The 19,624-nt window shown below is 40.9% G+C and carries 24 protein-coding genes; 7 read left to right on the forward strand and 17 right to left on the reverse strand.

What is annotated here, in order from left to right:
• Positions 1 to 81 precede the first annotated feature (81 nt).
• Entirely contained in the window at positions 82 to 435 is a 354-nt protein-coding gene (locus J655_RS10865; RefSeq protein ID WP_032052357.1) for a hypothetical protein, read from the reverse strand.
• A 183-nt stretch (positions 436 to 618) separates the two neighbouring features.
• Here J655_RS10865 and dapB point away from each other — a divergent pair, with 183 nt between their 5' ends.
• Both dapB and J655_RS10875 read left to right on the forward strand, forming a co-directional pair.
• The gene (gene dapB, locus J655_RS10870) at positions 619 to 1,440 is read left to right on the forward strand and encodes a 4-hydroxy-tetrahydrodipicolinate reductase (protein WP_032052358.1); all 822 of its coding nucleotides are present in this window, start codon (positions 619 to 621) and stop codon (positions 1,438 to 1,440) included.
• Between the two features lie 50 nt (positions 1,441 to 1,490).
• On the forward strand, positions 1,491 to 2,144 hold the full coding sequence (locus J655_RS10875; RefSeq protein ID WP_002119284.1) for an START domain-containing protein: 654 nt from the start codon (positions 1,491 to 1,493) through the stop codon (positions 2,142 to 2,144).
• Between the two features lie 40 nt (positions 2,145 to 2,184).
• Here J655_RS10875 and J655_RS10880 read toward each other — a convergent pair whose 3' ends face one another.
• Entirely contained in the window at positions 2,185 to 3,375 is a 1,191-nt protein-coding gene (locus J655_RS10880) for an MFS transporter (RefSeq protein ID WP_032052359.1), read from the reverse strand.
• Between the two features lie 4 nt (positions 3,376 to 3,379).
• On the reverse strand, positions 3,380 to 4,180 hold the full coding sequence (gene dkgB / locus J655_RS10885; protein WP_032052360.1) for a 2,5-didehydrogluconate reductase DkgB: 801 nt from the start codon (positions 4,178 to 4,180) through the stop codon (positions 3,380 to 3,382).
• A gap of 124 nt (positions 4,181 to 4,304) precedes the next feature.
• Between dkgB and J655_RS10890 the strand changes: the two genes are divergently transcribed.
• Positions 4,305 to 5,207: a LysR family transcriptional regulator gene (locus tag J655_RS10890; protein ID WP_032007448.1), complete on the forward strand. Its 903-nt coding sequence runs from the start codon at positions 4,305 to 4,307 to the stop codon at positions 5,205 to 5,207.
• Here the strand turns inward: J655_RS10890 and J655_RS10895 are convergent.
• The gene (locus J655_RS10895; RefSeq protein WP_032052361.1) at positions 5,191 to 5,565 is read right to left on the reverse strand and encodes a hypothetical protein; all 375 of its coding nucleotides are present in this window, start codon (positions 5,563 to 5,565) and stop codon (positions 5,191 to 5,193) included. The genes J655_RS10890 and J655_RS10895 overlap by 17 nt on opposite strands.
• Before the next feature lie 90 nt (positions 5,566 to 5,655).
• Here J655_RS10895 and J655_RS10900 point away from each other — a divergent pair, with 90 nt between their 5' ends.
• Positions 5,656 to 7,080: a PLP-dependent aminotransferase family protein gene (locus J655_RS10900; RefSeq protein WP_032007446.1), complete on the forward strand. Its 1,425-nt coding sequence runs from the start codon at positions 5,656 to 5,658 to the stop codon at positions 7,078 to 7,080.
• A 2-nt stretch (positions 7,081 to 7,082) separates the two neighbouring features.
• On the opposite strand, the gene ahr is transcribed toward J655_RS10900, so the two are convergent.
• The 8 genes from ahr to J655_RS10940 all read right to left on the reverse strand — a co-directional run bounded on the left by ahr (position 7,083) and on the right by J655_RS10940 (position 12,369).
• The gene (gene ahr / locus J655_RS10905; protein ID WP_032007445.1) at positions 7,083 to 8,111 is read right to left on the reverse strand and encodes an NADPH-dependent aldehyde reductase Ahr; all 1,029 of its coding nucleotides are present in this window, start codon (positions 8,109 to 8,111) and stop codon (positions 7,083 to 7,085) included.
• A 38-nt stretch (positions 8,112 to 8,149) separates the two neighbouring features.
• Positions 8,150 to 8,710: a DNA-3-methyladenine glycosylase I gene (locus J655_RS10910; protein ID WP_032007444.1), complete on the reverse strand. Its 561-nt coding sequence runs from the start codon at positions 8,708 to 8,710 to the stop codon at positions 8,150 to 8,152.
• A gap of 30 nt (positions 8,711 to 8,740) precedes the next feature.
• Positions 8,741 to 8,986, reverse strand: a complete 246-nt coding sequence (locus tag J655_RS10915) for a hypothetical protein (RefSeq protein WP_001287364.1) — start codon at positions 8,984 to 8,986, stop codon at positions 8,741 to 8,743.
• A gap of 9 nt (positions 8,987 to 8,995) precedes the next feature.
• Entirely contained in the window at positions 8,996 to 9,532 is a 537-nt protein-coding gene (locus J655_RS10920) for a M23 family metallopeptidase (RefSeq protein WP_002119177.1), read from the reverse strand.
• A 47-nt stretch (positions 9,533 to 9,579) separates the two neighbouring features.
• Positions 9,580 to 10,614, reverse strand: a complete 1,035-nt coding sequence (mutY, locus tag J655_RS10925; protein ID WP_032007443.1) for an A/G-specific adenine glycosylase — start codon at positions 10,612 to 10,614, stop codon at positions 9,580 to 9,582.
• Between the two features lie 140 nt (positions 10,615 to 10,754).
• Positions 10,755 to 11,117: an HIT family protein gene (locus J655_RS10930; protein ID WP_032052362.1), complete on the reverse strand. Its 363-nt coding sequence runs from the start codon at positions 11,115 to 11,117 to the stop codon at positions 10,755 to 10,757.
• Between the two features lie 184 nt (positions 11,118 to 11,301).
• Positions 11,302 to 12,039, reverse strand: coding sequence for a dienelactone hydrolase family protein (locus J655_RS10935; protein ID WP_017481879.1), 738 nt, complete (start codon positions 12,037 to 12,039; stop codon positions 11,302 to 11,304).
• Positions 12,040 to 12,210: 171 nt separating this feature from the next.
• Complete coding sequence (locus J655_RS10940; protein ID WP_002053759.1) at positions 12,211 to 12,369, reverse strand: DUF1328 domain-containing protein; 159 nt, start codon at positions 12,367 to 12,369, stop codon at positions 12,211 to 12,213.
• Positions 12,370 to 12,562: 193 nt separating this feature from the next.
• Between J655_RS10940 and J655_RS10945 the strand changes: the two genes are divergently transcribed.
• The 3 genes from J655_RS10945 to J655_RS10955 all read left to right on the forward strand — a co-directional run bounded on the left by J655_RS10945 (position 12,563) and on the right by J655_RS10955 (position 15,674).
• On the forward strand, positions 12,563 to 13,021 hold the full coding sequence (locus tag J655_RS10945) for a YcgN family cysteine cluster protein (protein ID WP_032007442.1): 459 nt from the start codon (positions 12,563 to 12,565) through the stop codon (positions 13,019 to 13,021).
• 109 nt (positions 13,022 to 13,130) lie between these two features.
• The gene (locus tag J655_RS10950) at positions 13,131 to 14,303 is read left to right on the forward strand and encodes a PQQ-dependent sugar dehydrogenase (protein WP_032007441.1); all 1,173 of its coding nucleotides are present in this window, start codon (positions 13,131 to 13,133) and stop codon (positions 14,301 to 14,303) included.
• A 105-nt stretch (positions 14,304 to 14,408) separates the two neighbouring features.
• Positions 14,409 to 15,674, forward strand: coding sequence for a replication-associated recombination protein A (locus J655_RS10955; protein WP_017481876.1), 1,266 nt, complete (start codon positions 14,409 to 14,411; stop codon positions 15,672 to 15,674).
• 13 nt (positions 15,675 to 15,687) lie between these two features.
• Here the strand turns inward: J655_RS10955 and J655_RS10960 are convergent, their stop codons facing one another.
• The 5 genes from J655_RS10960 to dapA form a co-directional block, all read right to left on the reverse strand.
• Positions 15,688 to 16,524, reverse strand: a complete 837-nt coding sequence (locus tag J655_RS10960) for a formate/nitrite transporter family protein (RefSeq protein ID WP_032052363.1) — start codon at positions 16,522 to 16,524, stop codon at positions 15,688 to 15,690.
• A gap of 149 nt (positions 16,525 to 16,673) precedes the next feature.
• Positions 16,674 to 16,877, reverse strand: coding sequence for a hypothetical protein (locus J655_RS10965; RefSeq protein ID WP_005804340.1), 204 nt, complete (start codon positions 16,875 to 16,877; stop codon positions 16,674 to 16,676).
• 191 nt (positions 16,878 to 17,068) lie between these two features.
• Positions 17,069 to 17,788, reverse strand: a complete 720-nt coding sequence (purC, locus tag J655_RS10970) for a phosphoribosylaminoimidazolesuccinocarboxamide synthase (protein WP_002119240.1) — start codon at positions 17,786 to 17,788, stop codon at positions 17,069 to 17,071.
• 36 nt (positions 17,789 to 17,824) lie between these two features.
• Positions 17,825 to 18,427 (reverse strand): hypothetical protein, encoded by a 603-nt coding sequence (locus J655_RS10975; protein ID WP_005804342.1) that lies wholly within the window; start codon positions 18,425 to 18,427, stop codon positions 17,825 to 17,827.
• Between the two features lie 15 nt (positions 18,428 to 18,442).
• A complete protein-coding gene (dapA, locus tag J655_RS10980) occupies positions 18,443 to 19,336 on the reverse strand; it encodes a 4-hydroxy-tetrahydrodipicolinate synthase (RefSeq protein WP_005804343.1) in 894 nt (297 codons plus the stop codon).
• Positions 19,337 to 19,624 lie beyond the last annotated feature (288 nt).

Consider the following 19,624-nt stretch of genomic DNA (forward strand, 5'->3'; position numbering starts at 1 on the left):
GATATTGATAAAATATCCGCCTTTTTATTGCGCTGATTCATCTTATTATTTTTATTCTGTTTAAAAGGAAATTAAGTCTGCTTACTCTGTAGGATGAGCAACATCAATATCGTCAACACTTACAGTAGGCTCGCTAGAAGCAAGAGTCGGAGCACTTTCGATCACTGGTGCGGCTACTGCTTTTGCCTGTACAGCTGCTTTAGGTGTTTCTGCTGTAGTTTCACCAATAATCGGGTCAATATCTTCAACTTTAACGTCAGCATTGGCATCATTTGTTTGAGCTGTAGGCGTTGCTGTTTGAGTATTTACGTTTGTTGTAATACGCGCTTTAGATAAGCTTTCTAATGTGTCTCCTGGCTGGATTGCAGGCTCTGCAAATGCCACTGAACTCATAATCCCCATCATTACGGTAAAACCAATAATTCTCGAATGCATGCTGAACTCCTTATAGTCATCTTTTTCTCATTCGTGGCTTCGTAGTCTGCCGATCAATTCTTTAAATTTTGTGAAAACAGATTAAATTTCGTCCCAACTCAAAAAATAATTTTTACTTTTTAAGATGAGCAAAGAGTTTTGATATAGTAGGTAAATTACGTAAAACCGAAGATTGGGAAGATTATGTCAGCAGCTCCACGCATTGGTATTTTAGGTGCAGGCGGTCGTATGGGCCGTATACTTATTCAAGCAGTTCAACAAGCAGGCTATCAATTAGGAGCAGCCGTTGTACGCCCAGAAAGTACTTTAATCGGTGCTGATGCTGGTGAACTTGCAGGGGTAGGTTCAATTGGAGTGAAGCTTACAGGAAGCTTGGCAGAGGTTCTTAAAGACTGTGACGTCGTAATTGACTTTTCTACTCCTGTTGCAACATCTGAGCATCTAAAGCTATGTCGTGAAGCTGGAGTAGCTATAGTAATCGGGACAACGGGCATGTCAGATGAGCAAAAAGCTGAGCTAGACGAAGTTTCCACCCATATACCTGTGGTTTACGCTGCGAACTATTCAGTGGGTGTAAATGTATCAATCAAGTTACTTGAGCTTGCAGCAAAAGTATTTGGCGATACAGTAGATATTGAAGTGATTGAAGCTCACCACCGTCATAAAGTAGATGCGCCGTCAGGTACAGCATTAATGATGGGCGAAGCAATTGCAGATACTTTAGGTCGTAACTTAAAAGAAGTTGCTGTGTATGGCCGTGAAGGGCATACAGGCCCACGTGACCGTCAAACGATTGGCTTTGAAACCATTCGTGGTGGTGACATCGTTGGCGAACACACTGTCATGTTTATTGGTGAAGGTGAGCGAGTTGAAGTGACTCATAAAGCCACTAACCGTATGAACTTTGCTGCTGGTGCAGTGCGAGCTGCTGCGTGGGTTGTGGGCCGTGAAGCGCGTAAATATGACATGAAAGATGTTTTAGGATTGAACGACGTACAGGTTTAAAACCCTGTCCGTATTCCATGTGTAGCGAGAAAAACAAGATAGAGCAGAACATGAATAAAAAACAAATTGCCTTGACCACTCTTCTTTGCTTAAGCAGCCTCTGGACGGGGGCTGCTTCTACAGAAAAAGCTAAACTCAGCTTAGACCGCAATAATATTAAAGTCTGGACCTATCAAAAAACTGATAATCCAGTCTTTCAATATAAAGCAGAAACCACATTTGATGTGCCACTTGAACGCGCTGTTGCTGTGATTTTAGATGTAAATCGTGCTGACCAGTGGGTGCCTTATATGGGCAAAGTTGAAATGTTGTCTCAAGATGAGAAAAAAGGTGAGTTCACACTGTACATGGTGTTGGATTTTCCGTTTCCTTTGAAAGATCGCGATGTGGTTGTAAAAGGAAAAATGAGCAAGGCTGCAAATGGCGTTGTGACAATTAAAAATACTGCAATTAGTGGAAATTATCCGATACAACCTGATGTAGTGCGCTTAACACGCTATGAAGGGGATTGGACATTCCAGAAACTTGCAAATAATAAGGTGAAAGTAACGACCAGTGGTTATGCTGATCCTGCTGGTGCAATTCCGTTGAGCTTTGTAAATATGTTTGTTCAACAGCAACCTTACCAGATGCTGCTCAAAATGAAGCGGGAAGTGACCAGTCCGATTTATGAACACCCTAAATTACCAGATATTTTAAAATAAATAGTTTAAAAAAAAGCGCCTGAGATTAGGCGCTTTTTTATTAATCTGAACACTGCTGTAAAGCTTGTGCAGGGCTACTTTCGCGTTTGATTTGAAATAAAACCAATAGCAAACCTAAGCCAGCCAGTAATGCTCCAGCAAATGATACTGCGCTATAACCCCAACCTAGATCGAGTACTAACGCGCCTGCTGCTGCACCTACGGCATTACCTAAGTTAAACGCACCGATATTTACTGAAGAGGCAAGTCCCGGTGCTTCATGAGCGACTGACATTACACGCATTTGCAAAGGTGGTACTAAAGCAAAGGTTGCTGCAACCCAGATCACTAATGCAATTGCTGCTCCAATCTGGCTTTGTGCAAGGATTGGGAAAGTCACCATCATCACAATTAACAGAACCAAGAAACCAATCAAAGTTTTATTAATGGACAAATCTGCAAAACGTCCGCCTAAATGGTTACCAATTGAGAAACCGACACCAATCAATACCAACATAAATGTAATGAACGTCGGTGAAGCATGGGTAAACTCAGTCAAACTTGGCGCAATATAGGTATAGAGCGTAAACATTGCACCTGCACCGAGTACGGTAGTGAGCAGCGCAAGAACCACAGGAGTACGCGTTAATACCTTCAACTCAGCTTTCACATTTGGTTTTTTGGCAACCATACCTTGTGGGAGCGCTTTCCATAAAGCGAGCATGGTAATTACGCCAAGCAAAGAAATCGCAAGGAAAGACATACGCCAGCCAATGTTTTGCCCAACCCATGTTGCTAACGGTACACCACCAATATTGGCAATGGTTAAACCCATAAACATGGTTGCTACAGCACTGGCCTGTTTATGTGCGGGTACAATGCTTGCCGCTACAACAGAGCCAATCCCGAAGAAGGCACCGTGGTTCAGGCTTGTAATGAGACGAGCACCTAATAAGCTCATATAGCTTGGTGAAAACGCTGCGATTAGGTTACCGACCGTAAAGATCGCCATCAGCAAAATAAGCGCATTACGTCGTGCAAAACCACCAAACCACAAGGTCATAAAAGGCGCACCTAGCATGACGCCAAGTGCATAGCCCGTAATTAACATTCCGGCCGTTGGAATTGAAATCCCTAAATCATTAGCGATATTCGGAAGCAATCCCATTGGTGAGAATTCCGTGGTGCCAATGGCAAAGGCACCTATTGCCAATGCCAATAACGAGAACGCCGTATTTGATTGAGTGTTCATGAGTTTAGTCCCAAACTGGTGCCCATGGTTCTGGGCTAACTTCACGACTGTTACGATCAAGTTCGGCAATCATTTGCATTTCAGCTGAAGTTAACTCGATATCCTGTGCTTTTAAGTTGCTAATCAGGTTTTCACGTTTAGTTGAAGATGGAATGACTGCAAAACCACGTTGCAATGCCCACGCTAGTGCAATTTGCGCTGTCGTTGCTTTATGAGCTGCTGCAATTTCAGCGAGAACAGGATCTTGAAGCACTTTGCCGTAGGCAAGCGTCATATATGAAGTCACATCAATATTCTTCTCTTGTAAGAAATTCACAAGCTTATGGTTTTGAAGATAAGGGCTTAACTCAATCTGGTTTGTTGCAATATGCTCTACACCAATTGTATCAATTGCTTGTTGGGTAAGCTCAATATTGAAGTTTGAAATACCAATTTGTTTAGTTAAGCCCTGTTGTTTCGCTTCAAGTAAAAGCTTCATAACTTCAGGAATCGAAACGCCTAAATCTGGCGCTGGCCAATGGATCAATGTGAGGTCAACATGGTCAGTACGAAGTTTTTGTAGGCTCTCTTTTAAGCTTGGAATGAACTTATCTTGAGCAAAATTATCTACCCAGATTTTTGTGGTTAAAAATAAGTCCTGACGTGATACACCGCTTTCGGCAATGGCTTGACCAATCGCTGCTTCATTATCATAAATTTGAGCAGTATCAATGACACGGTAACCTACGTCTAAAGCAGTTTTCACAGAATCAATGACTGCTTGTTCTTTAAGACGGAAAGTTCCTAGACCAAAACGAGGGGATATTCATGTGTTTACCTAAATTTGAATAATCATTTAACTTGATGTGCATTTTGCTGTTTTTATTGTTGCGAAAAAATAGATGAATAAGCAAAATATCTTTGATCATTAGTCAATAATGGAATAAGACATGAAATCAACAATTGAAGAGCTAGTTGCCTTTATTGCAATCGTTGATACGGGTTCTTTTGTTGCAGCGGCAGAACATTTAAAACAAACGCCTTCGGGGGTCAGTCGATCGTTAACACGCTTGGAAGCGAAGTTAGATGTGACCTTATTGGAGCGCACCACACGTAAATTAAAACTCACACAAGAAGGGCAGCAGTTTCTTGTAAAGGCCCGTAAAATCTTAAATGAGCTGAACGCTGCCGAAGAAGAACTGCAAAAGTCTGATCAGGGCACTGCGGGGCTCATTCGCATTGATTCAGCAACGCCGTTTGTCTTACACGTAATTGCGCCATTAATGCATAAGTTTCGTGAGTGCTATCCAAATATTGAAATTGAGTTAAATAGTAATGATCAGGTGATTGACCTGCTGCAACATAAAACTGATGTCGCATTTCGGTTTGGGGAGCTCAATGATTCAAGTCTTCATGCCAAACTGGTGTGTAAAAGTCGCTTATTTATTGTTGCAAGCCCTGAGTATTTAGCAATTAAGGGTACACCGACACAACCTGAACAGCTTGAACAACATAATTTGATTGGTTTTACCAGACCTACATATATCAATAGTTGGCCGATTAAAGTTGGTGATGAATATTTTTTTGCGCAATCAAAAATTAAAGCATCGAGTGGGGAAACGGTGCGTCAGCTGACGATTAGAGGACATGGTATTGCACGACTATCTGAATTTGAAATTTGGAAAGATATTGAAGAAGGGCGATTGATAGCCTTATTTGAAGACCAAATTGAACATCAATATCAAAGCATCCATGCTGTGTATTATCAACAAGAGCATCTACCAAAAAGAATTCGTTTATTTATTGAGTTTTTGGCAGAACAGTTAAAAGACGGTTTTAAAAACGCTCTCTAAAAGTAGTGTAACTGTCAGTTGGGAAATGAACTTCTAAAAGTGGAGTCGTTTGTCCTTCTGATGAATGTTGAGACAGAAAATAGCTTTTTTGATGTTCTCGGCAGCTAAAATATAAAGTCGAATAAACCGAGTTCACCATTACAACTTCATTTGAGCTATTCCGTTTATATGGATAATGAGAAATCGCATTGGTCTCGTCATCAGTGCGTTGCTCCATTTTATAGTCTTGTTGATTTGTCATTTTTAAATAACCTTCTATGAGGTTTTGGCAAACAGTATGTCTGTACTGCTCATCTTTTGGTTGTTGTTGACAACCAGCTAAAACAATAGTAAATAATAATATAGCTTTTAATTTCATGAGTTTGCTACTTTCTGAGTTGATTTCTATAGCCTAAAGGTGTTCTATAAACCAGTACAGATACAGAAATTTTTAAAAAAGCAGCACAGAATGACTTTCCAATATCAGGTTCTTGCCAATCAATTAGCACATCGTATTTATCAAGATGAGCTTAAACCTCACCAGAAACTTATTTCTTTACGAGATTTTGCTCGTCAGCACAGCATTAGTTTAAGTACAGCAAAAAGTTGTTATGAGTTACTTGAGGCGAGGGGGCTTATTTATGTAAAGCCGAAGTCAGGTTATTTTGTAGTTGCTCGTGCACAATCGGGCCCCATTCCTGAAAGTCCAGATTTCTTGTCTTTACCTCGACAAGTTTCAAATCTGGAATTGCATAATCAAATTCAGGAAGCTGCCTTACAAAGCCATCTTGTACCATTAGGCTCTATTCAGTTAACGCCTCATTTTATTCCTGTGGAAGGTTTACGTCGTTCTATTCAACGGGCTTTAAAAAATTGTCAGCCTCAAGACTTTCTTTATTGTAATAAACAAGGGCATGAGCAATTAAGAAAAGCGTTATCTGATCATTGGCGTGAAGATGGGATTTTTATCGCGGTAGAAGATATTTTTATTACCAATGGCTGCATGCCTGCTTTATCTTTGGTGATTCAACATCTAACAGAAGTAGGCGATAGTATTTTAATCCCGACGCCTACTTTTAATGGACAACTACAGCTTATAGCCAGTTTAAAACGGCAGATTATTGAAATTCCAGCGCATCATCGTGGTATCGATCTTGAGCGCTTAGAATCATTTATGAAGCAAGGTTTGGCTAAAGTTTGCTTAATGACAGCCAACTATCAGAACCCATTGGGATACTGTTTAAGTAATACAGAAAAACAAAAGATTGCCGAATTAGCAGCAAAGTATCAGTGCTTTATTATCGAAGATGATATTTATGGAGAGTGTGGCTACAGTGGTGAGCGACCATTACCTATACGCTATTGGGACCGTGAAGGCTATGTGATTTGGTGTGGATCGGTTTCTAAGTCGTTATCGAGTGCGTATCGCGTAGGATGGTTCTGTTTAACAACAAAGTTAGAACATTTAAGGCTTGAGCTGTTAGCCAGTAATATTGGGGTCAATACACCGCTACAATTAGGTCTAGCTGATTTTATTTATAGTCGTGGTTATAGGGAGCATTTAGAGCAGTTAAGACCGAATTTGATGCGGCAAGTCGAGGAGTATCGTAGTTGTATTTTAAATGCATTTGAAGGTATTCCAATTGCACTGAGTCAACCAGAAGGTGGTTATGCTTTATGGATGCAGTTACCTAAAACTGTAGATAGTTTGGCGCTCTATTACACTGCAAAATCTCACGGAATTACTGTAGTTCCCGGTCATGTTTTTGGTGAGGATGAACGCTATCGGCATTTTATTCGTTTAAATGCAGGTCATGAGCTAACAGCAGATGTCCGCCAAGCAATTAAAGACTTAGCGGACTGGTCACGGCAACAGATTAAAACAGCGAGTTAGTTTTATTCTGCAAAGTCTGCTTTAAGCACAATGCGGTAGCGTGCCTGCCCTGAGTGTAGACGCTCAATTGCTTCATTGAGCTGTGACATCGGAAATAGCTCAATTTGAGGCGCAATTTTTTTACGTGCAGCAAACTTTAAAAGCTGACGTAGTGCAGCAGGTGAGCCCGTAGGTGAACCAGTCACTGACTTAGCACCACCAATAAGAGAGCCAACAGATACAGGAACAGGCTCAAGTGTAAGGCCTAAGAAATGTAAGGTTCCGTTTGGTGCCAGTGTTGCAATAAAAGCAGACCAATTTAGAGTCACATTCACGGTACTCAGCAATAAATCGAATTTATCTTTTTGAGCTTTTACTGCTGCTGTATCGCGACTATTTACCACATGGTCGGCTCCCATTGCTTTGAGTTCTTCCGTTTTATCTGGGTTAGAACTAAAAGCAGTGATTTCACAGCCCCATGCTTTAAGTAGCTTAATGGCTATATGGCCTAAACCACCAATGCCAATTACACCGACATGATGCGTTGCCTGAATTTTGTGTTTGAGTAGCGGATCAAAAACGGTAATTCCGCCGCAAAGTAAAGGGCCTGCACTTTCAGCGTCTAAATCGTCAGGGAGGGGAATAGCCCACTGCCAACCTGCGCGAACCTTATCGGCAAAGCCACCCGCATGTCCTACGATTGTTGCAACATTTCCACCTGTACACAGTACTTGCTGACCACCAATACATTCATCACAGGCTTGGCAACTTTCAGCTGTCCAACCAATACCGACACGCTGTCCAATTTGTAGACCTTTGGCTTCTGAGCCCAAAGCAACAATTCGTCCAATAATTTCATGACCTGCAACCACAGGATACACGGTTGAACGCCATTCATTGTTTAAAACAGAAATATCAGAATGACATAAACCACAATATTCAACTTTTACCTCAACCTGATGCGGTTGTAATTCACCTGCGTCAAATTGATAGGGAACTAGTTTTTCACCTGCCTGCATTGCAGCATAAGCTTGAATCGTATTATTGCTCATCGGAAACTCCTTAAGCGGCTTTGAACCGTTCTGGTGGGTTATGAAGCTTTAAATTGACAATCGTTTTCATGATCATCGACCATGCCTACTGCCTGCATAAAAGCATAGCAGGTGGTTGGGCCAACAAATTTGAAACCATTCTTTTTAAGAGTTTTGGAAAGTTTTATGCTCAGTTCGGTTTGAGCAGGGGCCTTACGATAATCTACAACATCATTGTTTTGTGGCGCTGCATCTACAAACTGCCAAAGCCATGTAGGAACATCACCGACTTGTGCTTTGAGCGCTTGCCAAGCAATAGCATTATCACGAATAGCTTTGAGTTTCCCCAAGTGACGAATTAAGCCTGCATCAGATAATTTTAGTTCTAGAAAATCATCTGTAAATGAAGCAATGTCTGCAATCGGATGATTAAAAAAGTGTTGACGGTAGCTTTCTCTTTTTTTTAGTACGGTAATCCATGAGAGGCCGGCTTGCTGACCTTCGAGACAAAGCATTTCAAATAATCGTGCCTCGTCGTGTTCGGGTTTACCCCATTCCTCATCATGGTAGGCAATATAGAGTGGATCGTCGGAACACCATCCGCAACGTTGAGTTTTCATGATAATGCTCCTTATATTTATCTTAGAATTTTAAAGTTTAAATAAGACCCATTCATTTGGGCGAGTATCCCAATAATACAGTTCTGCTTGTGTTAAGTCTTCAAACTTCAGCCAAAAGTCTTTGCCGACTTTGTCTGAAAAACCAGTACTGATTAGTAGGGCATCATCGCTGATTTCCATGATCCAGCCTTGATAGCTATTGCCATTTAAAATGATCTTTTGCTGGTTACCAGACTCGGCAAACTCTACTAAGCGATTGATCAGCGCTTCCGACATAAAATGTTCCTAGCGTAAATATGAATAAGGATTAACAGCACCACGACCTTTACCATCTAGATAAAGACCATAATGAAGATGAGGTGAAGTATAACGTGCATTGCCCGTATTGCCGACATAACCAATGAGGTCGCCCTTTTTGACATAGTCACCCACATTTAAGCCACGTTTGTGACCATCAAGATGAGCATAATAATGCCATGTCCCGGCTGGACCTAAAATCCAGATGACTTTGCCACCTAAGTTGTTATTGCGAAGATCTGCAACGAGACCTTCGGTTGCACTGTACACTTTGGTTCCACGTGGAGCCAAAATATCAATTCCTTCGTGACTACGGCCCTGACTCCGAGCAGCTCCCCATGTGTCTTTTAATTCATCACGGTCAATACCTTTTACAGGTACAGGTAGTCGACTTGGAAGCTGCATACTTTTGAGTTTGATGACTTGAGCAGGTGGAAGTGGGGCAGGTTTTTTAGGTGCACTGGCACAGGCCGCCAATAGAATAATCAGAAAACCAAGTGAGAAATGAGAAACAAAACGTCGCACAAAATACTCCCTGTCACAGCCATATCAAAATTATTTTACTCACTATGTCATGAACGGCTTGTTGAGATCAATTTTTTCATAGCGGTTGGAACACCTTTGGCAATGGCTTGTTCCGGACTCAACCATTGACCTTCAAGTTCAATAGCCAGATGTTCTTTTTGATCAGGTTCCACGTGGAACACATGAGCATTAAGTAACCATGTGAAATGAGTGAAGCTATGGCTGATCTGAAAAGTTTGTGCTTGAGGCTGTAATTTATATTGCTGGCTTATGCTCAGTCGTTCATGTTCATTTTCTAAAATAGGTAAACAGAATAAACCGCCCCATAGACCATGAGCTTGACGTTGTTGCCAGAACCATTCACCTTCGCACTGAATAATAAGAACATCTGCTGTTTTAACAGGCGGTGTTTTTTTCGGTTTTTTAAAAGGTAATTCTTGTTCTAACCCTTGCTGATAAGCCTGACAATGAGCTTGCATTGGACAATATAAACATAGCGGTTTTTTAGGCGTACAAATGGTTGCGCCGAGATCCATAATCGCTTGAGTGTAGTCATGATTGCGATGTGTAGGGCAAAGCTCTTCAGCCAGTTTCCACATTTCACGCTCGTGCTGTGGTTTGCTTAAGTCATCTTCAATGGCAAAGAAACGAGCTAAGACGCGTTTCACGTTGCCATCCATAATGACGCCGTACTGACGTAAACCTAAAGACATGAGCGCGCCTGCGGTAGAGCGACCAATGCCAGGTAACGCAATCCATTCTTCTAGCGTTTCAGGAAATTTACCTTGCTGCGTGACAAGCCCAGCCGCTTTATGCAAATTGCGTGCACGAGCGTAATAGCCAAGACCTGCCCAAAAAGGTGCTACTTCATCCCAAGTTGCATGACCTAAAGCTTCTACCGTTGGAAAGCGCTCCATAAAGCGGTCAAAATATTGCAGAACCGTTTTCACCTGAGTTTGCTGCAACATAATTTCAGAAACCCAAACTTTGTATGGATCATTGGCAACTTGCCAAGGCAAATCGTGACGACCATGTTGATCGAACCAGTTTAAGAGGGCATCAGAAAAAGAAAATTCAGGCATGAACAGCTATAGAAGAGAAGTAAGGGCTAAATTATAGCTGAAATTTAGATGAAATTTTGTTTAAAGCAAACGAAGAAAATGGACATATAAAAACAGGGACTACATCAAAAATGTAGTCCCTGTTCTATGGGTAAAAAGGATTAATTCTTTTGTACACCCCAACGTTGATCAAGTTTCAACGGTTGGTTTTTATAGTAAGGAATGACATGAATGTGGAAATGATCTGAAGTTTTTCCAAAAACTTCACCATCATTAAAACCAATATGAAAGCCATCTGGCTGATGGCGAAGCTGTGTCTCATGACGGGCAATTTCAAGAAGTGTCAGTAAGCCTTGATGTTCTTTAGACGTAATGTCAAAAAAAGAACTAACATGGCGCAGTGGTGTTACTACACAGTGGCCTTTAGATAACGGATTAGAATCAGGCAAAATTACGGCAAATTCATTCTTATCAATGATGTCATATTCATCAAATTCGCAATACGGACATTTCTTGTCAGTCATTGTTGTATCCTCTCATGTTATTCCATTAAACCCCGAGTGCGGGAAATAAGACTAGGCTTTGCTCTAGCTCAACGGGAGTATAGTTATTGAAGTATGGTTTAAAAAATACAGTAAAAATATTGCAAAGTCATAAACATTTAAGGGAGCAAATGCAAAAAAATCATTTGCTCCAAATTTGCTTCTTTTATTTTAGAGTACGATCTAGTAAAGCGTACATTTTAGCAAGGCCTTGTTTTTCCGCTTCGCTATTGTAGCCAAGGTCCACACCGTTCGCTTTAGCTCTTTCATCGGCAAGCGGGTTACTAAAGCCATGTTTAGCACCTTCTAAAACCACTACTTCATGTTTAACCTCAGCAGCTTGCATCTCTTTTTCAAAATTAGCAACATCTTCTAAGGTGACCATACTGTCTAATTCACCATGTAGAACTAAAACTTCACCTTGAATGTCGCCTTTTTGAGCAGGAGCTTTAGGCGTTAATGTGCCATGGAAAGTTGCAGTCGCTTTTAGTGGAGCACCTGAACGCGCAAGATCTAATACGACTTTACCACCATAGCAGTAACCGACAGCGGCAATTTTTTCACTGTTTACTTCCGGCTGAGCAGCTAAAGTTTGAAGCCCAGCATTGGCACGATCAGCCACCGTGTCTAACTCTTCAAATGTCTGCATCATCCATTCATAGGCTTGAGCTGCGGTCGTTGTAACTTTTTTATCACCATACATATCAATTGCAAGCGCAGCATAGCCGTGTTCAGCAAGTTCACGTGCGCGTTGCTCTGTATATTCGTTACGTCCCCACCACTCAGGAGCAACAATCACACCCGCAACAGGTGTTTCGCTATCTGGAGCCGCAAAGTAACCAATTAAATGGCTACCATCTGGTGCAGTATATTGAATTTCACGGGTTTTAATTGCAGTACTCATGACATTAATCCTGAAATTTAAATCGATTTAAATACGCTTGATTAAAGCATAAAAATTAAGAACTAAAATAAATAACTATGTAAAAATCTACATCAAAAGAAAAAGATACAAAGCTATAAGCAATAAAAAAGAAGGAAACCAGTTCCTTCTTTTTATGTGATCATGATTAAATTAAGTTCGGCCTCGAGAAATGAACCCAATTACAGCTAGAATTACAGCTACAACTAATAAAATCACGGCAAAGTCTTTAGATAGCCCTGCAACACCACCAAACCCTAATAGACTGGCAATGAGTGCAATTACTGCAAAAATTATCGCCCAACGGAACATAATGCTGTCCTCCTTATTTTTCATTGTCATTTAACTATATAGCGTGTTTTTTACTCGGAATGTGTCGTTTATGTGGTTGAAATGTATATTAAACAATCATTTTGTGATGTCATAAATACAGCTTCTTTTTTAGTACAGACCACTTCAATGCTATACTGATACATCGTTTTATCTCATCAGCTGTTAAAAGATTATGTCTACCGAGACCTCACTTCGACCACTCTTTTGGAAAAACTATCCTTTAGAGCAACTGACTCAACTTGAGTGGGAAGCTTTATGTGATGGCTGTGGTTTATGCTGTCTGGTCAAACTAGAAGATGAAGATACGCATGAGGTGGCTTATACCAAAGTGGCTTGTAAGTTACTTGATTGTGGTACAGGGCGTTGCACGGACTATCTGAATCGTCAGCAGCAAGTACCTGACTGCCTGCAATTAACGGTAGAGTCTTTAAAAACAATCCACTGGTTGCCTTCAAGCTGTGCTTATAAGCGCTTGAATGAAGGCAAGAATTTACCTTCTTGGCATTATTTAAATACGGGTTCGAGACAAAGCGTGGTTAAGGCGAAAAAGTCAGTTGCAGGACGTTGCCTTTCTGAAGTTGATGTCCATGAAGATGATCTTGAAGATTATATTGTGCGATGGGTGCGCTAATTTAGTCTTAAAAGAGAATGTTTGATTACAGCGTATAATAAAGTAACACTTTTATCGTAATTTTTTTGCTCATCTCCGTAATATAACAATAAAAACAAAGGAGATAAAAATGATGAGACGATTAGCAGCCCCCTTATTATGTAGTAGCTTTTTTTTGTTAATGGCCTGTGGGTCTAATAATACCAATTCAAAAAATCCTGAACAAAATACGACTGCAAAAGCAGATCAGTCTGTTGCCATCAAACAAACTTATCAGGTTGAAGCAGTCTCACATTTTAATGAGCCTTGGGCTGTGACCAGTCTGCCTGATCAGCGTTTATTAGTGACTGAACGGCAAGGTAAATTAAAAATTTTTAACCCTAAAAATAAGCAAATGTTGGATGTGCAAGGTGTTCCAGCGGTGAACTATGGAGGACAAGGTGGTTTAGGAGATGTCATTTTACACCCTGACTTTGCCAAGAATCATTGGGTTTATCTCAGCTATGCTACAAAAGGGCAAGGTGGATCTGGCGCAGTGATTTCACGTGCGAAACTAGATTTATCTCATCCTCATCAGCCAAAACTTAAAGATATAAAGCAGATTTGGCAGCAAGTACCTAAAGTCTCGGGACAAGGCCATTATGGACATCGCATGCTTTTTGGTACAGATGGTAAGCTGTGGGTCAGTTCAGGTGAGCGACAAAAGTTTGATCCTGCCCAAAACATGAAAAGTAATTTGGGTAAAATCTTGCGTTTAAATGAGGATGGCACCGCGGCTGTAGGTAACCCTTTTTATAAGCAAGGCGGGGTCACTGCTGAAATATGGTCACTTGGACACCGTAACCCTTTAGGTATGGCTTTTGACCGCCAAGGACAGCTGTGGGTGGTTGAGATGGGGCCTAAAGGTGGTGATGAGCTTAATATTATTACTAAAGGTGAAAATTATGGTTATCCAATCGTTTCAAATGGAGACCATTATTCGGGCCAAGCTATTCCAGACCATCACACTCGCCCAGAATTTAAAGCACCAGAAATTGACTGGACTCCTGTTATCTCTCCATCGAGTATGATCATTTATCGTGGTCAGCAATTTCCTGCATGGCAAAATAAAGCCTTAATTGGCGGTTTATCTTCCGAAGCGATTATTGTGGTGGATTTAGAGCATAAGCCCGTGAAAGAAGTGCAAAGATTGGATATGAAAAAACGTATTCGTGGGTTGCATGAAGCACAAGATGGTTCGATTTGGGTCATTGAAGACGGCCCAAATGCGCGTTTACTCAAGCTGAGTAAGAAACCCTCTTAATGCTAAGCAAGAGCCTGTAAATAAAGAACGTGTCTCATAGATTCAAATTGTAGATTTCTGTGAGACACAATAGACTATAGTGAAAAGACGATAAAGCCATTTGAGATGTCAGACACCCATATTCCACTTCCCGAACGCCTGCGCCCAAGAGACTTGTCTGAAATTATTGGGCAAGACCATTTATTAGGTGAACATGCGCCCTTACGTCAAATGATTGATCAGGGTCATTTGCCTTCTATTATTTTTTGGGGACCACCAGGCGTTGGTAAAACAACAATTGCTTTGCTTTTGGCTCAGGCAATAGACCGTCCATTTGTGAGCTTATCTGCGCTGAATACGGGCGTAAAAGAATTACGTGAAGTGATTGCAGAAAGTGGTGATTTACTGACACCTGTAGTTTTTATTGACGAAATCCATCGTTTTAATAAATCACAGCAAGATGCTTTATTGGGTGCAGTTGAAAAAGGCAAAATTACTTTAATTGGTGCGACCACTGAAAACCCATCTTTTGAAGTCAATAGTGCGCTTTTATCACGTTGTCAGGTCTATACCTTAAATAGTTTAGACAGTGAGGCAATTCAAACACTACTCAACAATGCACTTCAAAGCGATAAATTCTTAAAAGAACGTTATATCCATATTGAAGAATATGATGCGCTGATTCAGTTTGCAGCAGGTGATGCTCGAAAAGCGCTTAATTTACTGGACTTGATTGCAAGCACCTTTGAACCAGAAATTGAAAACACGATTACCAATGCGGTAGTAGTGAAAGTCGCTCAGCAAAATATTGCGCGTTATGACAAATCGGGCGAGCAGCATTACGACCTTGTTTCTGCCTTTATTAAATCAATTCGTGGCAGTGATCCAGATGCAACTCTATATTGGATGGCTCGTATGCTTAAAGGCGGAGAAGATCCGGTTTTTATTGCACGACGTATGCTGATTGCGGCCTCAGAAGACATCGGAAACTCCAACCCAAATGCGCTATTGCTTGCAGGTGAGTGTTTCCGCTCTGTACAAGCAGTGGGTATGCCTGAGGCTCGAATTATTCTAGGTCAAACAGCAGTTTACTTAGCAACGAGTGCAAAAAGTAATAGTACTTATTTAGCGATTAATAAGGCTCTGGAACTTGCTGAAAAAACGGCAAATTTACCTGTGCCTTTGCATTTGAGAAATGCGCCAACCAAGCTTATGAAACAGCAAGGCTATGGTATTAATTATCTCTATCCTCATGATTACCCTGAGCACTTTGTGCTGCAAGACTATTTGCCGCCTGAGTTGAAGGGAACCAAACTCTATGAGTCTGCAAGAAATAAGCGTGAGGTTGAAGGTGAGCGTTTACAGCAACGCAGATGGCAGCAGGAACAATAGTTCCTGCTTTATGCTATTCCAGCTCTTCAGTGACCTGACCATAAATCAGTAGAGTAAACACGCCTGTACCGCCAATAATATTGCCGATAGTGGTAGGGATGAGGAAAGTAAACAGATACTTGCTAATAGAAGCTTCTCCTTGCCAGACCAGATAGGACATTTCTGTAGAACCAACCACTACATGGGTAAAGTCACCCAGTCCTATCAGATACGTCATGAAAAAGATGAGCAGAAACTTATTACTGACTGAAGGCAACATCCAGACCAATGCAGCAATTAACAGCCCTGACATAATGCCTTTGAGCAGATTCTGAGTGGCAGAAAAGGAGCCCACATGATGTGCGAGTTCATCCAGTGCTTTATCAATATCTGGCGTAAACAGGTGAGTAGTTAGGAAAAATAAACTCGCCAAAGCTGTTCCAATGATGTTGCATAGAATCACAATGCCCCATAAGCGGCCCACTGCTCGTAATTTATCGAAAGTAAAGGGATTAAATAAAGGCACAACTGTGGTGATAGTATTCTCGGTAAAGAGCTGCATGTGACTCAAAATAGCGATCAAGAACCCAATGGTATAACCAACATTAGTGATTAAATCGGTCCAGACTGCATCAGCTGGGAGATAAGCAGCAATAATCGCTTTAAATACAAATGAAAAACTGATGACTAAACCCGCGGCAATCCCTGAAAAGATCAATGCAGTTGTTGGACGATCAAGCTCTTCGGCACCATCACGGCGGATAATTTCATAAACCAGACGGGGTGACAGTTTCTCATGTTCTTCGACTGCCATTTTTTCACGCCAGCTTAAAGTTTTCTCGATTTTCTTTTCCTCTATTTCATGGTCCATCAGGTTTACTCCTCACTGAATAAATATCTTATATTTATTGTTTTATTTATTGTTAAGGCAGTGTTCAGGATAAATCTAGTCTATTCATAACAGCTTTATGTGTCTTTTTATAAATCGAATGCACAATGGTCAGATCATCAATCACAAAATCAAAGAAAAGTATAAGCTCTTAAAGTACGGATGAGTGCCATATAGTCGCCTTGAGAGGCTTTAGCAATAACAGATTCAACCTCTGCCTGACTCCAGCCTTGTTTTAAGGCAGAAGTACTAAAGTTGTTTAATAAGACCAAAGGATTTTCACCAAAATGGATTGGATGATTCATTAATCTCTTTTCAAGCTTAGATAATTCCATAGGTTCACCCGAGTTTTTAAATTTAATTATTGTGAAGTACTTTGTGTTTTTTTAGATTTTAGTGTTTTAAATTAAGCTTATGCAAGTGTTAATTTATAGAAATAGACAAATCTGTCTACATTGTTTGGGGCGCATGGCGCTGAATATAAAAAAACCGGGCTTTAGCCCGGTTTTTTATGAAGTTTTACTGATTAGATGTCAGATAAATCTACGCCTAAACGAGCAGCAACTTCTTCATAAGCTTCAACAACACCGCCTAAACCTTGACGGAAACGGTCTTTGTCGAGTTTCTTCTTAGAGTCTTTATCCCATAAACGGCAGCCGTCTGGAGAGAACTCATCACCAAGCACGATGCGGTCATGGAAAACACCGAATTCAAGCTTGAAGTCCACCAAAATCATGTTGCCTTCAGCAAATAAAGCTTTTAATACATCGTTTACTTTATAAGTTAAAACTTTCATTTGTTCTAACTGTTCAGCAGTTGCCCAACCTAAAGCAATCGCTTGAGATTCGTTAACCATTGGGTCGCCTAGACCGTCATCTTTATAGAACAATTCAAATGTAGGAGGAGTTAACTCTTTACCTTCTTCTACACCTAAGCGACGGCATAGAGAACCAGCTGCGTAGTTACGAATTACACATTCAACTGGAATCATTTGAAGTTTTTTAACAAGCACTTCAGTTGGAGAAAGCAATTTTTCAAAATGCGTTTCAATACCCGCAGCAGCAAGTTTTTCCATGATGAAGGCGTTAAAACGGTTGTTCACCTTGCCTTTACGATCTAGTTGTTCGATTTTTTCGCCGTTGAACGCAGAGGCATCATCACGAAAGACTAAAATCAGATGGTCGGCATTGTCTGTTTCATATACAGATTTTGCTTTACCAGTATAGAGCAAGGTTTGTTTTAACATGAGGGAACCTTTTTAAAAAAAATGCCTAGTAAACGACTAGGCTGGCCAATTTTGGTAAATCTGGTTTAGCACTTCAGTAGCCACATCTGGGCTTGCAAAAGTGTTATCTACATTAAATAGAGCAAGAGTATGACTAGAACCTACACCAGTAAGTTTAAGCACATAAGTATTGTCATTTACTTTAATCGTCGCTTGATTACTGCCTTGAGCGATGATGTTGAAATTTAAAGTACTTAAAGTTGCTTTGGTGTATTGCCAGATCTCGGCTGTATTTCCATCAACTTTTAACAACGGGTTTTTATTACCGTCAGTCACAAGCTGAGGACGTCCAAGCGCAGTCGTCGTTTGAGCAGAGGCATCTAGTGTCGCATTACCTTGCGTTTGTTCAGGGCGTGGCAGTGCATAGCGGTTGCCACGCTTATTTTCAAACTTCGGTGCGTTATCGATAGCGCGCTGTTCTACAGTTGGTGCAGGATACAAAGGTGTCGCTGGTCGTACAGTTGCATCGGCAGGATACTCAAGCGGGGCAAGTTGCTTGGCATTTTTATAATCTAAAGAGTGATTATTAATTGCGAAGCGACCACAACCAGCTAAACTTAAGGCTGAAACTGCAAGGACTAAACCAAGACGTAATTGCATCATAAATTGCTCTTATTAAATAATTCCCGCATCTTTTAGGGCATTGCGGAGAGGTTCGCGATATTGCTCAGCGAGAGGAGTGAGTGGTAAGCGAATACCAGTATCAATCAGTCCCATCTCATGTAGTGCCCATTTCACAGGAATTGGGTTTGATTCGCAAAATAGAATATTGTGTAAATTTGCAATCTTATTGTTAAGCGTCTTCGCTTGTTGTTCATCTTTGGCAATCGCAACAGCACATACTTCACTCATTGCTTTAGGTGCAATATTTGCAGTAACCGAGATATTACCATCAGCGCCAAGAAGCATAAGTTCCCATGCTGTCTCATCATCACCTGAGTACACAGCCATCTTGCCGTTTAATGCCTCAATTAAAGCTTTACCACGAGGTACATCACCTGTTGCATCTTTAATGCCAACAATATTCGAGATCTCTGCTAAACGTACAGCTGTGTCGTTTGAAAGGTCTACGCCAGTACGACCAGGTACGTTATAGAGAATAAGCGGTAATTCAACAGCTTCAGCAATCGCTTTATAGTGTTGGTAAAGGCCCTCTTGGGTTGGCTTGTTATAATATGGTGTTACAAGTAAAGCTGCATCAGCACCGAGGTCTTTAGCAGCTTTAGTTAATTCGATTGCTTCACGGGTTGAGTTTGCACCAGTACCGGCAATAATTGGAATACGTTTATTGGCTACACGAATAATTTCTTTAATAACCTGTGTGTGCTCTTCCATGCTCAATGTTGAGGCTTCGCCGGTTGTACCGACGGCTACAATACTGTTTGTACCTTGTTCTATGTGCCACTCAACCAGCTTCTCAAGACCCTTCCAATCTACACCGCCGTCTTTCAACATGGGTGTGACGATTGCGACGATTGAGCCTTGAATGGTCTGTGCTTGCTGAGTCATTTTTAAAAATATCCTATTTATCCATCCGAATCTGAGGTAAGAAAAACAAAATGTGGGATGGTTGCAGTATTTTGATTGTCCAGTTCTAACAATAACAGATTGTTGAATGACAATTATGCAAATTATGACTGATCAGACGCATAAGAACAATACGCCTAACGGATAATCGCGATGTAAACTTGAGGAAAAGATAGGATGTTTTCATTATTGCGCGCTAAGAATACCTAGTAAACATAACAATACGGCTTGATTCGACTGAGCCTTACTTAATATGGGCTTTTTTTGTGG

Source organism: Acinetobacter sp. 1294243 (assembly GCF_000588015.1).
Taxonomy (GTDB): domain Bacteria; phylum Pseudomonadota; class Gammaproteobacteria; order Pseudomonadales; family Moraxellaceae; genus Acinetobacter; species Acinetobacter pittii.